Source organism: uncultured Brachyspira sp. (genome assembly GCF_944393015.1).
Classification (GTDB): Bacteria; Spirochaetota; Brachyspiria; order Brachyspirales; family Brachyspiraceae; genus Brachyspira.
The window spans coordinates 53,107-74,794 of record NZ_CALXYQ010000012.1; the positions used below are offsets into that span (position 1 = coordinate 53,107).

At 28.5% G+C, this 21,688-nt stretch carries 16 protein-coding genes and 1 pseudogene; 13 read left to right on the plus strand and 4 right to left on the minus strand.

Annotated elements, in window-relative coordinates:
• Positions 1-239: 239 nt before the first annotated feature.
• Positions 240-1,208, plus strand: a complete 969-nt coding sequence (locus Q0K19_RS06100; protein ID WP_297246347.1) for a 3-oxoacyl-ACP synthase III family protein — start codon at positions 240-242, stop codon at positions 1,206-1,208.
• Between the two features lie 279 nt (positions 1,209-1,487).
• Positions 1,488-2,768, plus strand: coding sequence for an MATE family efflux transporter (locus tag Q0K19_RS06105; protein ID WP_297246349.1), 1,281 nt, complete (start codon positions 1,488-1,490; stop codon positions 2,766-2,768).
• 463 nt (positions 2,769-3,231) lie between these two features.
• Here Q0K19_RS06105 and Q0K19_RS06110 read toward each other — a convergent pair whose 3' ends face one another.
• Together Q0K19_RS06110 and metG are read right to left on the minus strand one after the other, a co-directional pair.
• A complete protein-coding gene (locus Q0K19_RS06110) occupies positions 3,232-3,996 on the minus strand; it encodes an FtsQ-type POTRA domain-containing protein (RefSeq protein ID WP_297246351.1) in 765 nt (254 codons plus the stop codon).
• A gap of 36 nt (positions 3,997-4,032) precedes the next feature.
• Positions 4,033-5,988 carry a methionine--tRNA ligase gene (gene metG, locus Q0K19_RS06115; RefSeq protein ID WP_297246353.1) on the minus strand — a complete coding sequence of 652 codons (1,956 nt, stop codon included), beginning with the start codon at positions 5,986-5,988 and terminating at the stop codon, positions 4,033-4,035.
• Between the two features lie 580 nt (positions 5,989-6,568).
• Here metG and Q0K19_RS06120 point away from each other — a divergent pair.
• Positions 6,569-8,407 (plus strand): methyl-accepting chemotaxis protein, encoded by a 1,839-nt coding sequence (locus Q0K19_RS06120; protein ID WP_297246355.1) that lies wholly within the window; start codon positions 6,569-6,571, stop codon positions 8,405-8,407.
• A 437-nt stretch (positions 8,408-8,844) separates the two neighbouring features.
• Here the strand turns inward: Q0K19_RS06120 and Q0K19_RS06125 are convergent, their stop codons facing one another.
• On the minus strand, positions 8,845-9,729 hold the full coding sequence (locus Q0K19_RS06125; RefSeq protein ID WP_014486742.1) for an MBL fold metallo-hydrolase: 885 nt from the start codon (positions 9,727-9,729) through the stop codon (positions 8,845-8,847).
• Between the two features lie 190 nt (positions 9,730-9,919).
• Between Q0K19_RS06125 and Q0K19_RS06130 the strand changes: the two genes are divergently transcribed.
• The 5 genes from Q0K19_RS06130 (at position 9,920) to Q0K19_RS06150 (ending at position 13,876) form a co-directional block, all read left to right on the plus strand.
• The gene (locus Q0K19_RS06130) at positions 9,920-10,705 is read left to right on the plus strand and encodes an exodeoxyribonuclease III (protein WP_297246360.1); all 786 of its coding nucleotides are present in this window, start codon (positions 9,920-9,922) and stop codon (positions 10,703-10,705) included.
• 87 nt (positions 10,706-10,792) lie between these two features.
• A complete protein-coding gene (locus Q0K19_RS06135; protein ID WP_297246362.1) occupies positions 10,793-11,125 on the plus strand; it encodes an STAS domain-containing protein in 333 nt (110 codons plus the stop codon).
• Positions 11,126-11,139: 14 nt separating this feature from the next.
• Entirely contained in the window at positions 11,140-11,460 is a 321-nt protein-coding gene (locus tag Q0K19_RS06140; protein WP_297246364.1) for a YggT family protein, read from the plus strand.
• Between the two features lie 9 nt (positions 11,461-11,469).
• Positions 11,470-13,608 carry a hypothetical protein gene (locus Q0K19_RS06145; RefSeq protein ID WP_297246365.1) on the plus strand — a complete coding sequence of 713 codons (2,139 nt, stop codon included), beginning with the start codon at positions 11,470-11,472 and terminating at the stop codon, positions 13,606-13,608.
• Between the two features lie 58 nt (positions 13,609-13,666).
• Entirely contained in the window at positions 13,667-13,876 is a 210-nt protein-coding gene (locus Q0K19_RS06150) for a DUF1858 domain-containing protein (RefSeq protein ID WP_297246367.1), read from the plus strand.
• A 62-nt stretch (positions 13,877-13,938) separates the two neighbouring features.
• On the opposite strand, the gene Q0K19_RS06155 is transcribed toward Q0K19_RS06150, so the two are convergent.
• Positions 13,939-14,685 (minus strand): DUF3108 domain-containing protein, encoded by a 747-nt coding sequence (locus Q0K19_RS06155; protein WP_297246369.1) that lies wholly within the window; start codon positions 14,683-14,685, stop codon positions 13,939-13,941.
• 595 nt (positions 14,686-15,280) lie between these two features.
• Between Q0K19_RS06155 and Q0K19_RS06160 the strand changes: the two genes are divergently transcribed.
• The 5 genes and pseudogenes from Q0K19_RS06160 to Q0K19_RS06180 all read left to right on the plus strand — a co-directional run bounded on the left by Q0K19_RS06160 (position 15,281) and on the right by Q0K19_RS06180 (position 21,422).
• Positions 15,281-16,150 carry a DMT family transporter gene (locus Q0K19_RS06160; RefSeq protein ID WP_297246371.1) on the plus strand — a complete coding sequence of 290 codons (870 nt, stop codon included), beginning with the start codon at positions 15,281-15,283 and terminating at the stop codon, positions 16,148-16,150.
• 41 nt (positions 16,151-16,191) lie between these two features.
• Positions 16,192-17,310, plus strand: a complete 1,119-nt coding sequence (locus Q0K19_RS06165; RefSeq protein WP_297246377.1) for an AAA family ATPase — start codon at positions 16,192-16,194, stop codon at positions 17,308-17,310.
• A 241-nt stretch (positions 17,311-17,551) separates the two neighbouring features.
• Positions 17,552-18,501, plus strand: a pseudogene (locus tag Q0K19_RS06170) (cell surface protein).
• Positions 18,502-18,892: 391 nt separating this feature from the next.
• Positions 18,893-20,068 carry a cell surface protein gene (locus Q0K19_RS06175; RefSeq protein ID WP_297246373.1) on the plus strand — a complete coding sequence of 392 codons (1,176 nt, stop codon included), beginning with the start codon at positions 18,893-18,895 and terminating at the stop codon, positions 20,066-20,068.
• A 259-nt stretch (positions 20,069-20,327) separates the two neighbouring features.
• Positions 20,328-21,422: a cell surface protein gene (locus Q0K19_RS06180; protein ID WP_297246375.1), complete on the plus strand. Its 1,095-nt coding sequence runs from the start codon at positions 20,328-20,330 to the stop codon at positions 21,420-21,422.
• The last annotated feature ends 266 nt before the right edge of the window (positions 21,423-21,688 follow it).

The following is a 21,688-nucleotide window of genomic DNA, read 5'->3' on the forward strand; positions in this document are numbered from 1 at the left end:
AATAAAAAATAAAAATTGTGAGTGTCTTATAGATGCTCACAATTTTTTTATATATTATCTCCTTATTTAATACATATAATCCCTGCTTCTTCATAATTTTGTATAAAAATATCATAAATAATTACTATAACTAAATTCAAAAAATAGTTATTATTAGCTATAGCTTTTTTTATATTTTTACTTAAACTTTTACAATAAGAATTCTATCTTAAGTACATTACATTAAAACGGAGAAAAGTATGGAAAGAGCATATATAAAAAACATAGCTTATTACGTGCCAGAAAGAATATTAGACAATAAATATTTTGAAAGCATATTAGACACTAACAATGAATGGATAATCACTCGTACAGGAATAGAAACAAGACATATGGCTAGAGCAGATGAAACTATTTTTGAAATGGGTTTGAATGCCGTTAGAAACTTAGAAAAAAAAGGCGTAGATTTAAAAGAAGTTGATACAATATTAGTACCTACTGTAACTAAAGATTATATATTCCCTTCTATGGCAGGACAATTACAAAAAACATTAGGATTAAAACACTGCTTTGCTTTAGATTTATCTGCTGCATGCTCTGGATATATATATGCATTAAACACTGCTACTTCATTAATAGAAAGCGGACAATGTAAAAATGTACTTATAGTTTGTAGTGAAAAACTTACTAAAGATATTAACTGGAAAGACAGAGGAACTGCTATTTTATTCGGCGATGCTGCTACTGCTTCATTAATAACATCAAGAAATGACGGCAAAGGCATAATAGGAATGCATATGCAAAGCGAGCCTGATATGAGTATTGTACTTAATGGAGGAAGTGCTTGTCCTATAAGAGCAGATGATTTAGAAGCTCCTGAGTTCAAAATACATATGGACGGATCTGAAACTTTTAAAAGAGCCGTTACAGAATTTTCTAATAGTATAGATAAAGTTTTAGAAACTTCAGGAAAACAATTAAGCGATGTTAAATATTTCGTACCGCATCAGGCTAATTTAAGAATCATGCAGGCTGTAGCTAAAAGAATAGGTCTTCCTATGGAAAAAGTAAGCGTTGTATTAAATAAATTCGGAAATTGTTCTTCAACAAGTATAGGTTTAGCTTTAACTGATGCCTTAGATAATAATAAAATAAATGACGGTGATTTAGTTCTTCTTACAGGATTCGGAGGCGGATTTACTTGGGGATCAACTTTAATGATTTGGTAATTATAATACTTCGATTAATAATTTAATAGTTTTTTAATAAGAGGATAGTATTTTTATGCTATCCTTTTTTATTAGTATATAAAAATCAATAAATAAAAACATTGACAGCAAAAATACTTTTCAATATAATTAATATATGAAACTTGTTATTGAATTAAGCTCCGGCAATATTTAATGATTTTATTGTTCGGGGCATGCTAAAAAACAGTATGCTATAGTTCTTTATAGTTATTAAAAATTATAAAATTTTTAATATGTTTTTAATTCAAGGAAAGTTTCATGTATTTAATAAAATTTTCATTTATTTTATTCATTTCAAATATATTGCAATATCTATACAGCATTATAGATATAATATTTATTTCACATTTAGTCGGAGATAATGGCGTTATAGCATTAGGCAACTGTGCTTCTATAATGTTTATAATAACTTCTGTATCTTTAGGCTTATCAATAGGCGGTTCTGTTATAATATCAAAATATAAAGGTGCTGATGATAATATAAAATACAAACAATCTATAGGAAGTTTATTATTTTTATCTTCATCATTGGCTTTGATAATATCTGTAATAGGATTAATATTTTCAAGGCATATACTATCATTTATGAATATACCTAAAGAATCATTTAAATATGCTGATGATTATATAAAAATAATTTTTTCAGGAGTATTCTTTATATTTCTATATTCTTCTTTATCTTCTGTAATCAAATCAAGCGGAAGAGAAAAAGCCTCATTATATTTTATTATAATAGCTGCATTAGTTAATTTTTTATTAAACTTTTTATTTTGTTATATATTAAAATTATCTGTAAAAGGTGCAGCATTAGCTACTGTAATATCTCAGGCTGTTTCATTCTTATTATCATTATATTATACAAGAAAATTATTAACTTTTAATTTTAACATCAAAATAATAAAGGAATTAATATTTATCTCTCTGCCTTGCATATTTCAAATGCTGATAATAAATATATCATATTTTTTTGTTAATATAATGATGAACAAATACAATGCTCTTGCAGGATTTACAATAGGCTTAAAAATAAATACTTTTATAGGTATGATTTCTTGGTCTATAGGAGAAGCTTTGAGTATAATCGTTTCAAAGAGTACAGGAGAAAAAGATTATATAAAAATAAAAAGCACAGTTAAATTTGCTATATTCTTAAACATTGCTGCTACAGTTACAGCAGTGATATTTATACATTTATTAGTTAAAAATATAATCAGCATTTTCTACAGCGGAGATGAAAAAGTTATTAATGATATAATATTTTATCTTCAAGTATGTGCTTCATTCAATTGTTTTACTTATGCTTTGATGTATGTATTAGATAGTTTTTTAATAGGCATTCAAAAATCATATTTAGCCTTCATCAATTCATTTATAGATTCCATAATATTTAAAGTGATAATATCCAAGATATTAGAAATCTATATGGGCTATTTAGGAATATACATTGCTATGGCATTATCAAGCATTGTACCTGCTTTGATTGGGTTAATATATTTTTATATGTTTATAAGAAAAATTAATTATAATAAACTTCATTAAAAATAGTATGCATGTTAATTCAAATATAATAAAGATTATATTTAGTATTAACATGCAAATAAGATTAACAAATTTAAAAAAGCTTGGGCGGGTGATGAAACTAAACAACTATATTTTGTCAAAAATAAAACTATAGTTTCTTTTTAATATATGGGGCTTTGCCCCATACCCCAGTTCTTTTATTGGTATAAAAGAACCAAAACAACTGCATTTTTGATCCAACTTTAGGATATATCCTATATTTAATAAATATTAAAAAAATATAAAGTTCTATCAATTGCACTTTCGCGAAGCGTGCCTGCAACCGAAGGAAGTACCTTTAGGTAGGCAGCAACTTTGACGAAGTCCGCAGAGCATGTGCGGCGAGAAAAAGTTGAATAAAAAATAACAAACTTAAAAATTTTCAATATATACTAAAATATAAATATGCTCCGCAATTTTTATTAAGTGCTTAAATTAAAAATTAATTAACTATAGCTTCTTTGAATCTGAAATCTATTCTGTGAGTTTGATTTTCCTGATTTTGCAATGTCTTTAATATAGCAGCTAAATCCACAAACTTCTCAGTTTTCACATACTTTTCTAATATCACCTGAACCTGATAGCCTCTAGGATAAAGTATTAAATCATCTCCATAAGCATTAATCTCTGATATAAGATTGTATATTTCATTATGATTAGTTTTTAAATCATATATAACTGATGAAAGATATTTAGAATAATCATTTTCTATCATTTTGTTTGTAGGATTGATAGTTAATCCTGTTATATAAGGCACATCATAATTGTGAATAATATTATCTTTTATAATATATCCGTCATCTGTAATTTCATATATTCCGCTGCTTGACTCTAATAAAAATAACGTGCCTCTTTCTATTACATTTATAATAAGCAAATCAGGAAAAGAAGTTTTTATGCTTTCTACCTGAAGTCTTGGATTATTTTCTATATCAGACTTTATCTCTTTTTTAGGTATATTAAACATGCTTATGTTATTATACTTTGATAATCCGGCTTCTTCCATTATATCTATAGCATTTAAAACTTCTAATCCCCGTATTTCCACTCTTAATATTCTAGCTTTATTTATAATTACAACCACACCTAATATTATAATAGCCAAAATCAAAAAGATAATTATTTTTTTTATTATACTCTTCTGCTTATCGCTAAGTTTATTTTTTTTAAGCTTTTTTCTAAGTTTATTATCTTTAAAATCTTTCATTATAATATCAGCTTTTTAAAGTTTGATTATAAATTATTAATTAACAGCACAGCCTGCATCGAAACCTTTTTCTGTAGTCATAAGAGAAAGAGTCTCGCCATTATCAGCCAAAAGAAGCATACCATGAGAAGTAACGCCTCTGAATTTCTTAGGTTTTAAATTAGCTAAATAAAGTACTGTTTTACCAACCATCTCTTCAGGCTTATAATATTCAGCTATAGAAGAAACAACCACTCTCTGTTCACCTTCTCCTATATCGAGTACAAATTTAAGAAGCTTATCAGCATTTTCTACTTTTTCAGCAACTAATATTTTAGCAGTTAATAATTCTAATTTATCAAAATCTTCTTTTTCTATATTAGGCTTATGCTTATCTTCTTTAGGAGGATTAACCTGCTTTTTATTCTCTTCAGCAGAAGCACCTATTTCTTTTTCTATATCATATCTATTGAATAAAGGCTCCCCTTTTTCAATTTTTATTCCAGCCTTTAAAGAACCCCATTGCTTAGCAGTATCTAAAGGAACACTGTCGCCAAGTCCTAATCTATTAAATACTTTTTTAGGTGTTTCAATAAAGAATATTTGTAAATATGCAGTTACTATATAGTACACTTGGAAAGAAATATACATTACATTAGCTAAATGATCTTTTTTAGTTTCATCTTTAGCTAAATTCCAAGGAGCACTCTCTTCAACATATTTATTAGTAGTTCTAATTACTTCCCAAATATGTGCCAATGCCTCATGAAACTTGAAACTATCCAAAGCAGATTCAACATTAGCATCAAGAGTAAGAACCATTTTTTTAAGCTCTTTTTCTCTATCTCCGTAAACGCTTTCAACCTCATCAGGAAGAATATTATTAAAATATTTTCCAAGCATAGTAGTTATTCTATGCCATAAGTTGCCGTAATCATTAGCTAAGTCGCTGTTGATTCTCTTTAAGAAAAGTTCTTGAGAATAATAGCCGTCAGAACCAAAATTAATCTCTCTCATAAGAAAATATCTTAAAGCATCAACGCCATATTTATCAATTAAAGTATTAGGATCAACAACATTTCCCCTGCTCTTACTCATCTTTTTACCATCATCAAAAAGCACCCAGCCATGTCCGTATACTTTTTTGGGAAGAGGTATATCAAGCATTTTAAGCATTATAGGCCATATGATAGCATGGAAGCGTACTATTTCCTTTCCTACAAAATGTACATCAGCAGGCCAATACTTTTTATATAATTCATCTTGTCCCTCTTCAGGGTATCCTAAAGCTGTTATATAATTAGCCAAAGCGTCAATCCATACATATATACTATGCTCACTATCAACAGGACAAGGTATGCCCCATTGCAAACCCTTACGGCTAACTGCTAAATCCTCTAATCCCGGAAGCAGGAAATTTTTAAGCATTTCATTTTGTCTTTCTTTAGGCTCTAAAAATTCAGGATGTTCTTTATAATAATCTATTAACCATTGTCCGTATTCTGAAAGTTTAAGATAATAGCATTCTTCTTCTTTATATTCTAATTCTTTTTCACAGTCTGGGCAGTAGCATTTTCCATCATCTTTTTTTATCACCTGACTTTCTGTAAAGAATGCCTCATCGCTCACACAGTAAAGTCCTTTATAAGAACCTTTATAAATATATCCTTTATCATAAAGAATTTTAAATATTTTCTGTACTCTTCTTTCATGATAATCATCAGTAGTTCTTATATAATGACTATAATCAATATGAAGTCTTTTCCATAACTCTTTAGTGGCATTAACAATATTATCAACATAAGCCTTTGGAGTAGTGCCTGCAGCTTCCGCCTTTCTTGCTATCTTTTCGCCATGCTCATCAGTACCAGTTAGAAAATAAACATCATATCCCATTATTTTTTTGTATCTTGCCATAGTATCTGTTGCTATAGTACAATAGCAATGTCCTATATGAAGATAATCTGAAGGATAATATATTGGAGTTGTAATATAAAACTTTTTATCTGTCATCTGTATGCCTCCATTAGTTATGAAAAAAATTATATTTAAAAACAGAATCATTATACTAAAATTAGCCATTTTTGTAAAGTTAAAAAAGTTTTACTATTACTTAATTTTGTATTCAAACAATATTTTATTTAAAATAAAGTATTTTATATTTATAAAAAATAATTATGCGTCAATTTTTGTCATAAAAATGTATTATATACCTAAACAATTATATTTTGTCAAAAATAAATTTATATTTTTGTTTTTATATCTGGGGCTTTGCTGCGAAGCACACAGACGTGCCAAACCCCACTTCTTTTGTTGCCACAGGCGAAGCCCGCCTACAGCGAGAAGCAAAAAGGCTATATTTTAGCTTAAATTTAATATTTTATCTTACATGTAAAACAAAATTAGTATTATTTAATACTAATTTTTAACTTGCACTTTCGCCGTAGGCGGACTTCGTCTGGTTCTTGACGAAGTCCGCCTACGGCGTGCGGCGGGAAAAAGAACAACAAAAAATTGACAAACTTAAAAATTTTTAGTATATTTATGATAATCAGTAATTTTATCATCAATAATAATATACGGAGATATAATTATGAAGAAAAGACATTCTATAAGATTCAAAATGCCTTTGACTATAAGTATAATAACAACCATATTTCTAATTATTACTATAATTGTATTATCCTATAGAGCATTTGTGGGAGTAAGCAAGACAACATTTTCAGGTTTTTCAAGCACAATAGAAGGATATAAGTCAATGATGGATTCTTGGCTTTTTGAAAATAAAACTCTCATAAAAACTTATGCTATAACTCCGGCAGTAATTAATTATCTTTTAAATAGTTATAGTACAAATGCTAATATACAATTAAATGAAACCCTACAAAAATTTGAAGCCATAAATCCATTCTCTTTGGATATAGGCGTAACGGATACTAATGGAATCGTGTTGGATAATGCCAAACATGTTGAAATAGGAAAAAATATACAGGATTTAAGTCCGGGTATATGGGAAAATTTTAAGCAAAACAATTATGATGTATCTTATGGAAATAAAATATTAAAATCAAGTGCTGATGATAAATGGTCATTGTATATAATATCAGGAGTTAGAGATTCTAATAATTCCTTGATAGGAACAATTTACATGATAATAAATTGGGAAGAGTTTATAAATTCATTAAAAAAATTAAAGCTAGATGAAACCGGAAGATTATTTGCATTAGATAATGATGGGATTATAGTGGCAGATACTTATGATTATATAAATGAAGATGGAAGCGGATATTTTAATCTTATAAAAAGAGAAAATAAATCAAATGGTATAATAAATTATAAATCAAAAACTAGTTCAAGAACTGCTGTTTATACTATATTAGAACAATTACCTTGGACTTTAACTATGGCTATGGATAATAAAATTATATACAGAGAAAATATAAGAATGATTAGAATAGCTGTAATAGTATGTATATTATCTATAATCTGTATAAATGCATTTTCTCTTTCATATCTAAAGAAAACTATGTCTCCTTTAGATAGTTTAATGAAGCAGGCTCAAAAAATATCTGAGGGAAATATAGAAGTAATAGAAATTAAGAAAGAAAGAAAAGATGAATTTGGAAAACTAGAAAAAACATTTAATGTAATGAGCGAAAAATTATCTGAAGTTATAAATGAAGTAAATGAAGCATCCAAAGAAATATTAACCTCATCTCAAAATATGATGGAAAGCAGCAGCGAATTATCATCAAGAACAGAATCACAGGCCTCTAGTTTAGAGGAAACAGCAGCAAGCATAGAGGAAATAGTTTCTACTATACAATCATCTACAGAAAATGCAGTTAATGGTAAGGATATGATGAATGAATCTATAAACTATATAGGAGAAGCCGCTGAAATAATCACTGAAACATCTGCAAATATAGAAGAAGTTTATAAATCAAGTGAAAAAATAAAAGATATAACAAAAATAATAGAAGATATAGCATTCCAAACTAATATACTTGCACTTAATGCATCAGTAGAGGCAGCAAGGGCTGGAGATCAAGGAAAAGGTTTTGCTGTTGTAGCAAGCGAAGTAAGAAACCTAGCACAAACTACTCAGGCTTCTGTAAAAGATATTACTAATTTAGTTGATAATACAGCACAGCAAATTGATAATGCCACACAAACTGCAAGAAAATCTCAGGAATTATTTGAAGAACTTCAAAATAAAGTGAGGGAAACTTCTAATTTGATGGAAAGCATATCCCATACAGCATTAGAACAGCAGTCAGGAGTTAATCAAATAAGCACAGCAATAAACAGTATGGAAAGCGCCACAACTCAGAATGCATCTTTAGCTGTAGACTCTAATAATTTATCTAAAAATCTTTTCGGCAGAGTAGAAAAACTTCAGCAAAGCATTTCATTTTTCAAATTATCTTAAATTAGTAATATAATAAAAAAGCAATGGGCATTATAAATGTCTATTGCTTTTTTTATATATATAAAAGATTTTTACATATTGCATAATGCACATTTCTATATATTAGAAAAATTTAGATTTTTAATAATTTTAACATATTCAAATAAGAATAAAGAAATAAAATTTTTAAGTTTGTCAACTGATTTACTTTATATGGAATTATCTACTTTTTTGCCGCACAAAAAAGTAGCAAAAAACGCAATTGCTAGAACTTTATATTAAATATATACTTATTAAATATAGGATATAACCTAAATTTATACTAAAAATCTAGTTCTTTTGGTTCTTTTATACCAATAAAAGAACTGGGGGTATGGGGGCAAAGCCACCATAAACAATAAAATTGAAAAAATAAAATTGACCAAATATAGTTATTTAGGTATGATTAAAACATTAATTTATATATTAATATAAGAACCTTCTTTAGCAAAGGCAAGCTGTAAATCAATTTCTTCTTTTTTAAGGAAAGCCATTAACTTATTATGTATCAAATCTATTTGGGCATCTGTTCTTTCCTGATTATGATGATGAAGTATTACATAAGGTACATCAGCATCGAGTCCAACCTGAATAGCATCATTTAAAGTAGAATGTCCCCAGCCTACATGTCCGTTATAATATTCGCTTTTTGTATATTCGCCTTCTATTATAAGAACATTAGCTCCCCTTACAAAGTCTATAAGTCTTGCATGAAGCAAATCAGCATTATGATTATAATGTGAAAGCGAAGGATGCTGTGCATGAAGACGTTTTTTATAAGGCTCATGATCTGTAAGATATATAACAGTTTTATTGCCTGAAGTTATTTTATATGAAAGAGTATGACAAGGATGATTAACCCACATACTTTCAATAATCATATTTCCAAATGTTATCTTTTTGCCCTCATAAAATGCTTCAAATTTAAGATTAGCCGCAAACTGCTCTAAATTAACGGGGAAATAATCTTTAGCAAGTATATTATTTATAGTGTCATACATTTCTGTAGAAGAATCTTTAGGGCCATATATTGTAAAGCTGTATTTATCCGAAAAGAAAGGAGCAAAGAAAGGTATTCCTATTATATGATCCCAATGAAAATGAGTTAATAATATTATACTTTCAGTTTTTTCTGATTTTAAAGCATAATAACTTGCATTCTTTAATCCGCTTCCGGCATCCAATATTATATAAGTACCGTCATCATCTATAACTTGAATGCAAGATGTATTTCCGCCGTATTCACTAAAACTGTTACCTGGGGTTGGTATAGATCCTCTGCTTCCTAAAAATCTTACTTTCACAAATAAACCTTAATTTATATTTATATATATATATCATAATACAATAATAAAAAAAAATCAATCTTATTTACATTTTATTATAATACATTTTATAGGTTTTATTTTAAAAAACTATAAAGCTTATATACTTGTATTATTATGGCATAAAGTTTATAATATAAATATAATTATATAAAAGGCATTAAAAATAATGAGCGTATTAAAAATAATATCTTGGAATGTAAATGGAATAAGAGCAGCTTATAAAAAAGGGCTGGTAGATTTTATAAAAAAAGAAAACCCAGATATAATATGTCTTCAGGAAACTAAGGCTTTTGAAGAACAGCTGCCGGAAGATTTAAGAAATATTGAAGGGTATGAACTTTTTATTAATCCTGCTGATCCTGAAATAAAAAAAGGATACAGCGGAGTGGCAATCTATACAAAATTAAAACCTAATAAAGAAATAAAAAACAAATTAGGAAGTAAATTCTCTGACAGAGAAGGAAGAATATTATCATTAGAATTTGATGACTTTACTATATTTAATGTATATTTCCCAAACGGCGGAAAATCTGAAGAGCATTTTCAGTATAAACTTTCTTTCTATGATGAAATAACAAAACATCTAAGCAAATTAAAAAAGAATACTAATGTAATATTATGTGGAGATATGAACATTGCTCATGAAGCTATAGATTTGGCAAGACCTAAGGAAAATGAAAAAAGTATAGGTTTTCTTCCTGAAGAAAGAGAGAAAATAACTGAATTTTTAAATAAAGGCTTTACAGATACATTCAGAATGTTTGTTAAAGAAGGCGGACATTATAGTTGGTGGGATATGAAAACCAGATCACGTGAAAAGAATGTGGGTTGGAGAATAGATTATTTCTTTGTTAATAATGAAATGGTTCCTAATATAAAGAGAGCTGATATATTAACTGATGTTATGGGAAGCGATCATTGTCCTATACTCATTGAATGGGATAAACAATAAGCTATAAATAAAAAACTGCTTGATTTTTTAAAGTTTTATAATATATTAAAAATTGTTCTATTTTTATTACAATTAAAAGGAGTTTGCATGGTTCGTACAATCATTGAGGATAAAACGGCAATAATAAATATAGAAAAAAATATAATATCTGAAAATGTAGATATATTAGAAGAAAAATTAAACTATGTTAAAAATGCCGGCGTTTTAAACTTAATATTTGACTTTCATAATATAGAATATATGTGCTCATCAGCTTTAGGATTAATTGCTTCAGCATTAAGACTATCCGGAGAAAATGGCGGTGTTGTTTATTTCTGTTCTTTAAGCAAACAATTAAAATCATTATTTGAAGCTACTAAGTTTTTAACTATAGTAAATACTGCTGAAAATATAGATGAGGCTTTTAAAAATATTAAATAATATACAGGAAATATATGTTAATAGAAACAATTAGATTTATATACTATTTATTAATGCAAACTCTAAGACTTTATTCTTTTATATGGTTTGTATGGATTATATTAAGCTGGCTTCAGGCTTTTGGGGCTATGCATTTAGATTATTATAATCCAATAGTAAACTTTTTCTATAAAATAACTGACGGAGTCATAGATAAAATATTCGGAGGAAGAAGACTAATTGTAGGAGTTTTGGATTTATCTCCATTAGTATTTCTTTTAGTACTTCAATTAGTTGTTCCTATAATATTAAGAGTAATATTTCAATTTTTATTAAACTTAGTTGCTAGGATATAGAGTATTATTATGAGTTCCTTAGATGAAATAAGCAAATACATTGATGATGGCGACTATAGAAAAGCCATAGAAGAATTGGATCTTATTATATCAAGAGAACCGGATAATGCCAGAGCTTTTTATATGAGAGGAAAGTCTGCATTTATAGAACTTCAAAATGAAGAGTTCGATAAAAACAGATACGATGCCAGAAGAGCTTTGATATATGCCACCATAGAATATGATCTCAATAAATCCATAGATATAGATCCTAATATAATTGATGCATACAGAGGATTGATGTATCTTAATAGAGATTTAAAAAATGTGGATAAAGAAAGAGAGTACGCTCAAATACTTTTTGAAAAAGATAATACTGCTTATGATGCTTTATTAATACTTGCAAGCAGCTATTTAAATAATGGAGAAAATGAAGCAGATTTCCATCAGGCTATAGGTTATTATGATGATTTTATTAGAAATGTTAAGCCTGAAAACAGTAAAGTGGCAAGATTTGAAAGAGGACTTTGTTATTATAATCTTAATATACTTACTAAAGCAGATATAGAAGCTAATAAACTTATTTATGATTTTCCTTTTTATGATGATGCTTATTTTCTTAAAGGTATAATACTCGCTAAAAACGGAACAAAATCTGAATTTTATGATGATGCTATATTCTTTTTGGACAGAGCTGTAGAATTAAATGCATCAAATTATAATGCAATATATGAAAGAGCTGAATGGTATTTCAATAAAGAAAATTACAGAAAAGCTATAGAAAATTATAATGAACTTTTGAAACATAATAATAAATATAGATTAAATGCATTGCTTGGTAAAATTCAGGCATTGCATGATTTGATTATAGAAAATGAAAATGAAAATTATCCTGACAGTCAGGAAGAAGGAAAAGATTTAGCAGAAGTTTTTTATTTATTAGATAAAGTTATAGATGTTATAGGCATAAAAAGTCTTCAGTATAGATATTATAGAGGAAATTTATATGCTTATCAGGGTGAGATAAAAAAGGCAATAGCAGAGTTCAAAAAAATATTAAATGAAAATAAAGAATCATGGATTTATGAAAAAATTGCAGAACTATATCACAACTATGCTAAAAATGATGATGATTATAAAGAGGCTTTGAAGTATTTATCACATATAGATAAAATAGAATATAAATATTCTACATATTACTTATCAATATTTTCTAATTATGAAATAAAAAATTATGAAGCAGCAGCTCAATTATGCAGAGAATTCTTTGAATATGTAAATGATAATGATGATGAAGTGTATTATATAAGATTTATATATGCTCATTCTTTGCAAATGATAGGCTCTAATGATTATAAATTAATACTAGATAATTTTAAGGCATGTTTAAACAGCAATCTTGATAAAGCTCCAATATACAGATCCATTGCTAAAATAATGCTTTTCAATATGCCTAATGAATATATTAATGAAGGCATATACATGCTGAAAAAATCCTTAGAGTTAAATGATGCTATATCATACCATATATATGCTAAAGAATTATTCTATGGAGATATTATTACTCCTTATCCTGAATTAGCTATTTCTATGGCAAATATAGCATTTGATATAGATAATACTTTAGAATGTGCTTTAACTGTTATAGGAAAAGCATATGAATTAGGACGCGGTATAGAACAAGATGACTTCAAGGCTTTTGAAACATACAGCAAAGCTATGACAATATGCCAAAATAGTAATTCCAAATGCTCCTGCTCTAATGGGCTTATAGCTCATTGCTACTATAAAGGAATAGGAGTAGAAAAGAATGAAGAAATGGCTTATGATATAATCAAAACAACTGTTGATGCTTTGGGCAACAATTCACATGATTATGTGGCATTATTATATTCATATTTTGCTTTAAACAATATAGAAGGATTTGATTTAGTTACTTCTCTAACTCTATTTGAAAATATAGAAAATTATTCTCATAACATATATATAATAATGACATTGAAAAGAATATACAAAAGATTAAAAAAGTATAATGATGTTAGAAGAATGGCTAAAATGGAGAAAAAGGCATTAGAAAATACTGGTGAATTGAATTTAAACTATGTAAGAAAATACATTAAAAATTTCAATGACTTCTACCCTATTCTAAATAAAGATTTTACGCTTTGACAAAAAAATATATTAATAGTATTATAAACATATAAAAATAAAAAAAGAGGTAATAAATATGATAAACAAATCTATGAGCATAGGTGAAATTATACAAATCTTTCCTGATTCTGTAGAAATAATGATGGGCAGAGGACTTCATTGCGTAGGCTGTCATGTGGCAAGCTGGGAAAGCTTAGAAGAAGGATGCCGCGGACATGGTATGAGCGATGAGGTTATAGACAGTTTAGTAAAAGAGATTAATGATAAATTTGAAGCTAGCAAATGATTTTTATATCAAAAAAAGAGATAGTATATTTACTATCTCTTTTTTATAAGTTCTATTAAATATTATTTTCCGTCTTTATATTCTCTTATTATTCCCCTAACTCTGACTGTAAGTCCGTAAACTTTCTGTTCTGCTATGATAACATCCAAAGGCACTTGATTATATTTATCTTTAGCAATCAAAGCATCAGTACCATATTTATCTTTTTCATATATTCTTATAGTAGATAATTTATCTCTCTCTAATTTAGTTTTTAAATCTTCTCCGTTTTCTATAGTGAATCTTATATCTTTTTTAACATTCTTACCTTCAAGCCAATTCACTTTAAATGTACCAATATTTTTATCAACGAAACGCATAAAGAATACGAGTGATAAAGCATCAAAAGCCATACCTTCAAACTCTATTTTTTCATCAACTGTTCTTTTATCATTAAATAAATAATAATTGTTATAAAAAGTTAAAGATTCTTTATTAGTCCAATCACCTTCTGAAGTATCTTTCTTCAAAACTATAGGTTTAAAATCATTAGTAGTTACCCAAGCTTCAAATATATCGCTTACTTTATAAACCCAGTTAGCAGCACCAGTAGTATAAACATGGGCATATAAATGATAGGCCGGTACTCCATTTACATTGCTTATGGCAAGCACTTTAGCTTCAAGCGTACCAACTCTTCCGCTTATATTAAATTCCGGAACCTGTGCTAAAACATCATACTTTATATATTCGCCTACTTTAAATGTCTGATTGTATCCGAAAACTATATTAGAAATCAATGCCATTATTATAAAAATATACTTCTTCATAATACCAAATAATCTCCTTTATTAAAATATTAAATTCTTACATATTATATATACTGAAAAATTGAACTTTTGTCAACCGCTAGCTGCGGCACCTTCCCGCACGGAAATGCTTCATATTTTCAAACACCAACTATACGTGCGGCTGATTACTTATTATTGTACAAAAATTAATAATTTACATATGCCCACCCTTTATTACTTATTATTTTATTTTGACATTTTTGTTTTTCTCTCTTTAGTTATCTAATTAGAAATCAAAGCACCCACCCAAGATTTATTTAAATTTGATGCTTTCCCAAACGCACGCAGAACAAAATTTTAAGTATAAGATGATTTTGAATTATAATTTAAACAATAAATAAAAGTCCGTCCACCGTGCGTTAAAAGCGTTTAAAATCTAATCAAAACTTGGGCGGGCATCCTTTTTCAGATGAAGCAAAATATATAAATAAGGCTGTAATTTGAAATGAAAGCAGAAAACATAAAGGGCGGGATTTAGAGAAAAAATCTTTAAATTAAAAAGTTTGGAAGTTTTTATCTTGCAATAGTATTTTTTTAATATATTATATTGTAATTAATTTAAGGTTTAATTTTTATGGCTATATTTTTACTCATAGGAGTTATGGCATTATCGGCTTCGGCAATATTCGTTAAACTAGCTAATGCCCCTTCATCTATAATAGCATTTTATAGAATATTTATATCATTTTGTTTTATATCAGTTATAACCATATCAAAGAAATCTTCAAGAGAAGAACTTTTATCTATTAGTAGGAAGGAAATAATACTTTCTATAGTATCAGGACTTTCTCTGGCACTTCATTACTTTTTATGGTTTCAATCATTAAGCCTTACATCGGTTGCAAGCTCTACAGTAATAGTAACATTGCAGCCATTATTCGCATTCGTAGCAGGACATTTCTTTTTTAAAGAGCAGTATTCTAAATTAGCCATCTTGGGATTTGTTATAGCAGTTATGGGCTCTGTAATAATAGGATGGGGAGATTTTCAAATAAGCTCAAAAGCATTGCTTGGAGATTTCATAGCTTTTATATCAGCAGGACTTATAAGCACATACTTTATCATAGGACAGTATACAAGAAAAAGATTATCAGCTTTAACTTGGATTAGCTTAACTTATTTTAGTGCCTTTATATTCTTAGGAATTTTATCATATATAATGAAGATACCTTTTATAGGATATTCATTAAATACTTGGATTAATATATTAGGCATTACATTCATATCTACAATGCTAGGACAGGTAATATTTACTTGGCTTTTAAAATATTTCTCAGCAACTATAATATCTATGACTATATTAGGCGAAGCTGTAGGAACTTGCATATTGGGATATTTTATACTGCATGAAAGTATAAGTTTTAAGCAGTTTATAGGAATAGCTGTTATATTAATAGGTATAGGTTTATTTTTATGGGAAAAGAAAAAAACTATTTCTCAGTAAATTTTTGATTTATATATTTAATAATGGAGTTTTTTATGGCAATGAAAAAAGATAATATTAATAATAATGAAGAAAAAATACATCAAAAACCTTTAATGGAAGAACTTTATAAAGAGGAATTAGAAGCCTTAAAAAATGAGGATAAAAATAGTAAGCCGAAAAATTGGAACCTATCACCCCAGTCTGTAAGAGATTTCATATTGGGTAAAAAATTAAAAAGCGGTGTAGAAATAAAAAGAAAATTCTACGGAGATGATGCTTTGGTAGAAAGAGCAATAATAACATTAGCAGGAAACAGAGGATTAATGCTCGTAGGAGAACCTGGAACCGCTAAAACTATGCTAAGCGAATTATTATCAGCAGCTATAAGCGGAAACAGTACAGTAACTATACAGGGAACAGCAGGAACTAATGAAGATAATATAAAATACTCTTGGAATTATGCTATGCTTTTTGATAAAGGTCCTATAGAAGAAGCTCTTATACCCTCACCTGTTTATATAGGTATGAATGAAGGAATAATAACAAGATTCGAAGAGATTACAAGATGTCCGCTTGAAATACAGGACTCGCTTATAAGTATATTAAGCGATAAAATTATGAATATACCAGAGCAGAACAGAGTACTATTTGCAAATGCCGGTTTTAATATCATAGCTACTGCCAATACTAGAGATAAGGGTATTAATGAGATGAGCAGCGCCTTGAAAAGAAGATTTAACTTTGAAACGGTTGAACCTATAAAAAACCCTAAACTCGAAGGCGAAATCATCACTAATCAATGCCAAACATTATTAGAGCTTTCCGATATAGATATTGATATAGATTATGATGTTGTAGATATACTAGCAACTACATTTAATGAACTTAGAAGCGGAAAGAGTTTTGAAAATGCTAAGATACAAGAATTAAACTCCGTTATGAGTACCGCCGAAGCTGTATCAGTTTATTATCAGTCAGCACTTCATTCCTATTATTACGGCGATAAAAATATAAAAATGGATACTGTTGTAGGCAATTTAATAGGGAGCGTTGCCAAAGAAAACAAAGATGATTTACCAAAATTAAAAAACTATTTCAATAACTCTGTGAAGATAAAAGCTGAAAAATTAGGCAAACGCTGGAAAGAGTATTATGAAAGCAGAAATCTTATTAAATAATTTTAATTTTATAGTAATAATTAAAATATTATTTTTAATGATTATATATTTCACAAAATAAACACTGTAATATTAAATAAATTTTAATATATATTTATATTATATTATTTTATACTTTAATATAAAAAACTGCATACTATAACTATATTTTAATACATATATTAAACTAATTATAGCACAAATTAGATATAAACGATCATATTTAACGTAGTAAAAAATATATTATTATTAAAATATAAAAATGAAAAAGTTTTTATTAACAGTGATGGCTATTTTAACAATAGCTAGCGGATCAGTATTTGGTATGTAGGTGCAGACAATACTTGGCTGTTCTTCCTCATACATGGCAACCAGTTAAGAGCTAGAATGAACCAATTAGGTTTCACTCTAGGTAACGGCACTATTAAAGGTACTTTCGGTTTCAAAGCTAATACACTTATTAACGGAAGCATCTTAAAAACATCTGATGCAAGCGGTGATAAAGGTAATAAAAGTCCGTTAGAAGCTGCTATTTCTGCTGGTATAGGTTATACTGGAGACGGTTTTGGTGTAGGTGTTGGTTATAACTATACTTATTCTGGTATTGCTGGTACTACTGATAAAGGAATAAATACTCATACACCTGTTATCACATTCAATGCTGTTAATAACAATATATGAAGGACAAACTATAAGCTTCCAATTAAGACTTCATTTCTTAAACACAGTTATCGGAAACAATGTAACTGTAAACCCATCTTAAGAGTTGACTTTGCTTCTACTATAGGTGCTAAAGGAAAAGCAAATGTAAACTTCCCAGCAAATTTTGCTTATGACGGAAGACTTACAGCTTGGGCTGCAAATGCTTGGGCAGAGTCTTCAACTAGTCCTTATGAAAGAGAACTTTATGACTTGAAAATCATACCTAGTATATCTTTAAGTGTTAATACAGACATTATCAATTTGATATTTGAACCTGGTTTAGGATACAGAGTACAAGATGACGGTATAAAAGGAAGCAAACTTTCTCATACATTATACTGGCAGGCTTACAGAGAAATTTATATCAGACCAGTTCAAGATCTTGAATGGTATTTCGAAATGGATGTTAACAACGGAGTACCTAAACTTCAAGGAAATGGTAATGCTAATATGCCTGTTGTATTCGGAGCTAATACTGGTATAACTTGGTATTTACCTGCTTTACAATAATAAGTAATTAATCAGAAATAACTTATTTTTAATATTAGGGAGCTTTTAATAAAGCTCCCTTTTTTATTATAAAATTGCTATAAAGATTATAATATAACTAATACTAATCATTAATTTTATAAAAAATACATACTGAATAAAATTCAAAATTTCATAAAAATAAAAATGATAATTATATAATTTCAACAAAAAAATTATAAATTTTTGCTGATAAATATGTAAATATCAAACTATATTATCATTTTTTTATATAAACCCGTATATATGTATTGACATTTTATAACTTTTTCCTATAATGAATTGTAGAGGATCTTTATGGTGTCTATTGAGTTTTTAAGCAATCTCTCAATAGACACTGTCAAAAGACTATAAAAAAATTAGGAGAAAAACAATGAAAAAAGTTTTATTGACAGCTATGGCTTTATTGACTATAGCTAGTGCATCTGCTTTCGGTATGTATGGAAGAGGTGATTCTTGGATCGACTTCCTTACTCATGGTAACCAATTAAGAGCTAGAATGGATCAAGTTGGATTCGTTTTAGGAAACGGTACTATTAAAGGTACTTTAGGTTTTAGAGCTAATACTGTAGGCTTCTTCGCCCCTCAAGCAAAGTGGGGAAATATATTAAGTAGCGGTGCAAACGGCACTTCTTTAGATTCAACACTTTCTGCTGGTATAGGATACACTTCTGATGTATTCGGAATAGGTGTAGGATATAACTTTACTTATGTTGAAAAAGATTTTTATGTTCATACTCCTGTACTTATGATTAATGCTTTGAACAATAATTTAAGAATATCTATACCTATACAAGTAGCTGTTGCTTCAGAAACAGTGAAAGATATTGACTATCCTAATGGAGCTGGAATAAATTTTAAAGGAAAATTCACTGGAGTTGCTTTTGATAATATTCAATTAAGATATTATACTGGAATAGATGCTTTCAATGCTATAAGATTCTATGTTTACTATAAATATGCAAATTTTGAGTCTGATCTTTCACAGAATCCAAATAATGCAACTATTAATTCAACTGCTGAAACATTAGGCTTCCAATTAAGATTATATTTCCTAAATACTACTGTAGGAAATGTTAATATTAATCCTTTTGTAAGATTAGAATACCATACAGCTCTTAGAGGCGATAAATTAAAAGGATACAGAGCTGAAGGATTTGAAGCTACTATGGCACCTACAAAAATTACTTCTGGATCTGACTCTTTAGAAATAAAACAATCAGACCTATATGATGTTTATCCTTATGAATTCACCATCAAACCTGTACTTGGAATCACTGCTAACAGCGATATAGTATCTCTTTATGTTGAGCCTTCTTTAGGTTACACTGTTTCAGGCAGTAAACCAAAAGGCATAGAAGCAACTACTACTCATAAATTAGCTTGGGGCGCTTATACAGAGCTTTATATAAGACCTGTTCAAGACCTTGAATGGTACTTCGAGATGGATGTTAATAATAGTGATGTTGACGGTACAGGTGTTCCTGTTACTTTCGCAACTTCTACAGGTATAACTTGGTACTTACCTTCTTTAGGCGGCGCTCAATAATTAATTGAAAATTAACTAGAGAATTTACAGAGACTGGCTTTAATAAAGCCAGTCTCTTTTTATATATATTCTTTTATATACTTATAAATACTGTATAATTAAAACTATAATAAATTATTCTTTAATTATTTTTTATAAACTGTAAATAAACTTAAAATATATTTTAATTTGAAATCTACATATATTTACATTTTATAATTTTATTGTATAATAGTAAAAATTATTTTAATTTTGCAAAATATAAAAAATGGAGAAAAAAATGAAAAAAATTTTATTAACAACCATGGCTTTATTAACTATAGCTAGTGCTTCAGCTTTTGGTATGTATGGTGATCAAGATGATTGGATTGACTTTCTTACAGACGGAAATCAATTAAGAGCTAGAATGGATCAATTCGGATTTGTTTTAGGAAACAACACTATTAAAGGTACTTTAGGATTTAGATCTCAAGCTGCTGGAACTCTTTTAGGAAATATTATTTCAGGACAAACAGATAATGCAGGACTCGATGCAACTATTTCTGCAGGTATAGGCTATACTTCTGAACCTTTCGGTATTGGTGTAGGTTATAACTATACTTTCATAAATAAAAAATTAGGTGTTCATACTCCTGTTCTTATGATCAATGCTTTAAACAATAATTTAAGAATAGCTATTCCTATACAAATAGCTGTTTCTGATGATCCATTTGATGGTCTTTATCCAGGAGCAAAAGATTATTTGGGTGTAAGTACTGATGTTCAAATAAGATACTATACTGGAATAGATGCTTTCAATGCTATAAGAGTATATGTTAAATACGGACAATCAGGATTAAAAGCATCAACTGTTAGAGAATTAGAATTTTTTGCTCAGTCAGTAGGTTTTGAAGCTAGATTCTATTTCTTGAATACTACTGTAGGAAATGTTAATATCAATCCTTTTGTTAAAGTAGCATATAATACTGCTTTACATGGTGACTCAACTATGGTTAGAGCAGGAGATGCTATGACTACTCGTCCTTGGGAACTAAAAGATGACAAATGGGATAAAAATCCTTATGATGTAACTGCTCAAGCTGTATTAGGAATAACTGCTAACAGCGATATAGTATCTCTTTATGTTGAGCCTTCTTTAGGTTATACTGCTGTTTATGACGGAAAATTAAAAACTGATGCTGCAAATGCTAAATTATCTCATAGCTTGTATTGGGGAGCTTATGCAGAACTTTATATTACACCTGTTCAAGACCTTGAATGGTACTTCGAGATGGATGTTAATAATAGTAATTCTGACTTTACAGGCGTACCAGTACACTTTGAAACTACTACAGGTATAACTTGGTATTTACCTGCTTTTGACGGTGCTCAATAATTAATTTCAATTAATTAGAAAGTTAACTAGAGAATATATATACTGTAAGGGGGGCTTTAATGCCCTCCTTTTTATTTGCATTTTATAAACTACTTAAATAATTAAAAAAATTCCTATCTTTAGGCTTATTTTGTTAAAAATGTTTGTTTAATATAAGGGTGGGTGGGCGGGCTATAGTTAACTATATGCTGCATGGGTGCCATACATATTGCATTTAAGTATTCCTTATCTTTTTGAAGTATAACATAGGTGTATCATAATTTAAA

Excerpts from the sequence above, each read along its gene's own strand:
- Q0K19_RS06100 (WP_297246347.1), top strand. The coding sequence starts at position 240 with ATGGAAAGAGCATATATAAAAAACATAGCTTATTACGTGCCAGAAAGA.
- Q0K19_RS06105 (WP_297246349.1), top strand. The coding sequence starts at position 1,488 with ATGTATTTAATAAAATTTTCATTTATTTTATTCATTTCAAATATATTG.
- Q0K19_RS06110 (WP_297246351.1), bottom strand. The coding sequence starts at position 3,996 with ATGAAAGATTTTAAAGATAATAAACTTAGAAAAAAGCTTAAAAAAAAT.
- metG (WP_297246353.1), bottom strand. The coding sequence starts at position 5,988 with ATGACAGATAAAAAGTTTTATATTACAACTCCAATATATTATCCTTCA.
- Q0K19_RS06120 (WP_297246355.1), top strand. The coding sequence starts at position 6,569 with ATGAAGAAAAGACATTCTATAAGATTCAAAATGCCTTTGACTATAAGT.
- Q0K19_RS06130 (WP_297246360.1), top strand. The coding sequence starts at position 9,920 with ATGAGCGTATTAAAAATAATATCTTGGAATGTAAATGGAATAAGAGCA.
- Q0K19_RS06135 (WP_297246362.1), top strand. The coding sequence starts at position 10,793 with ATGGTTCGTACAATCATTGAGGATAAAACGGCAATAATAAATATAGAA.
- Q0K19_RS06140 (WP_297246364.1), top strand. The coding sequence starts at position 11,140 with ATGTTAATAGAAACAATTAGATTTATATACTATTTATTAATGCAAACT.
- Q0K19_RS06145 (WP_297246365.1), top strand. The coding sequence starts at position 11,470 with ATGAGTTCCTTAGATGAAATAAGCAAATACATTGATGATGGCGACTAT.
- Q0K19_RS06150 (WP_297246367.1), top strand. The coding sequence starts at position 13,667 with ATGATAAACAAATCTATGAGCATAGGTGAAATTATACAAATCTTTCCT.
- Q0K19_RS06155 (WP_297246369.1), bottom strand. The coding sequence starts at position 14,685 with ATGAAGAAGTATATTTTTATAATAATGGCATTGATTTCTAATATAGTT.
- Q0K19_RS06160 (WP_297246371.1), top strand. The coding sequence starts at position 15,281 with ATGGCTATATTTTTACTCATAGGAGTTATGGCATTATCGGCTTCGGCA.
- Q0K19_RS06165 (WP_297246377.1), top strand. The coding sequence starts at position 16,192 with ATGAAAAAAGATAATATTAATAATAATGAAGAAAAAATACATCAAAAA.
- Q0K19_RS06175 (WP_297246373.1), top strand. The coding sequence starts at position 18,893 with ATGAAAAAAGTTTTATTGACAGCTATGGCTTTATTGACTATAGCTAGT.
- Q0K19_RS06180 (WP_297246375.1), top strand. The coding sequence starts at position 20,328 with ATGAAAAAAATTTTATTAACAACCATGGCTTTATTAACTATAGCTAGT.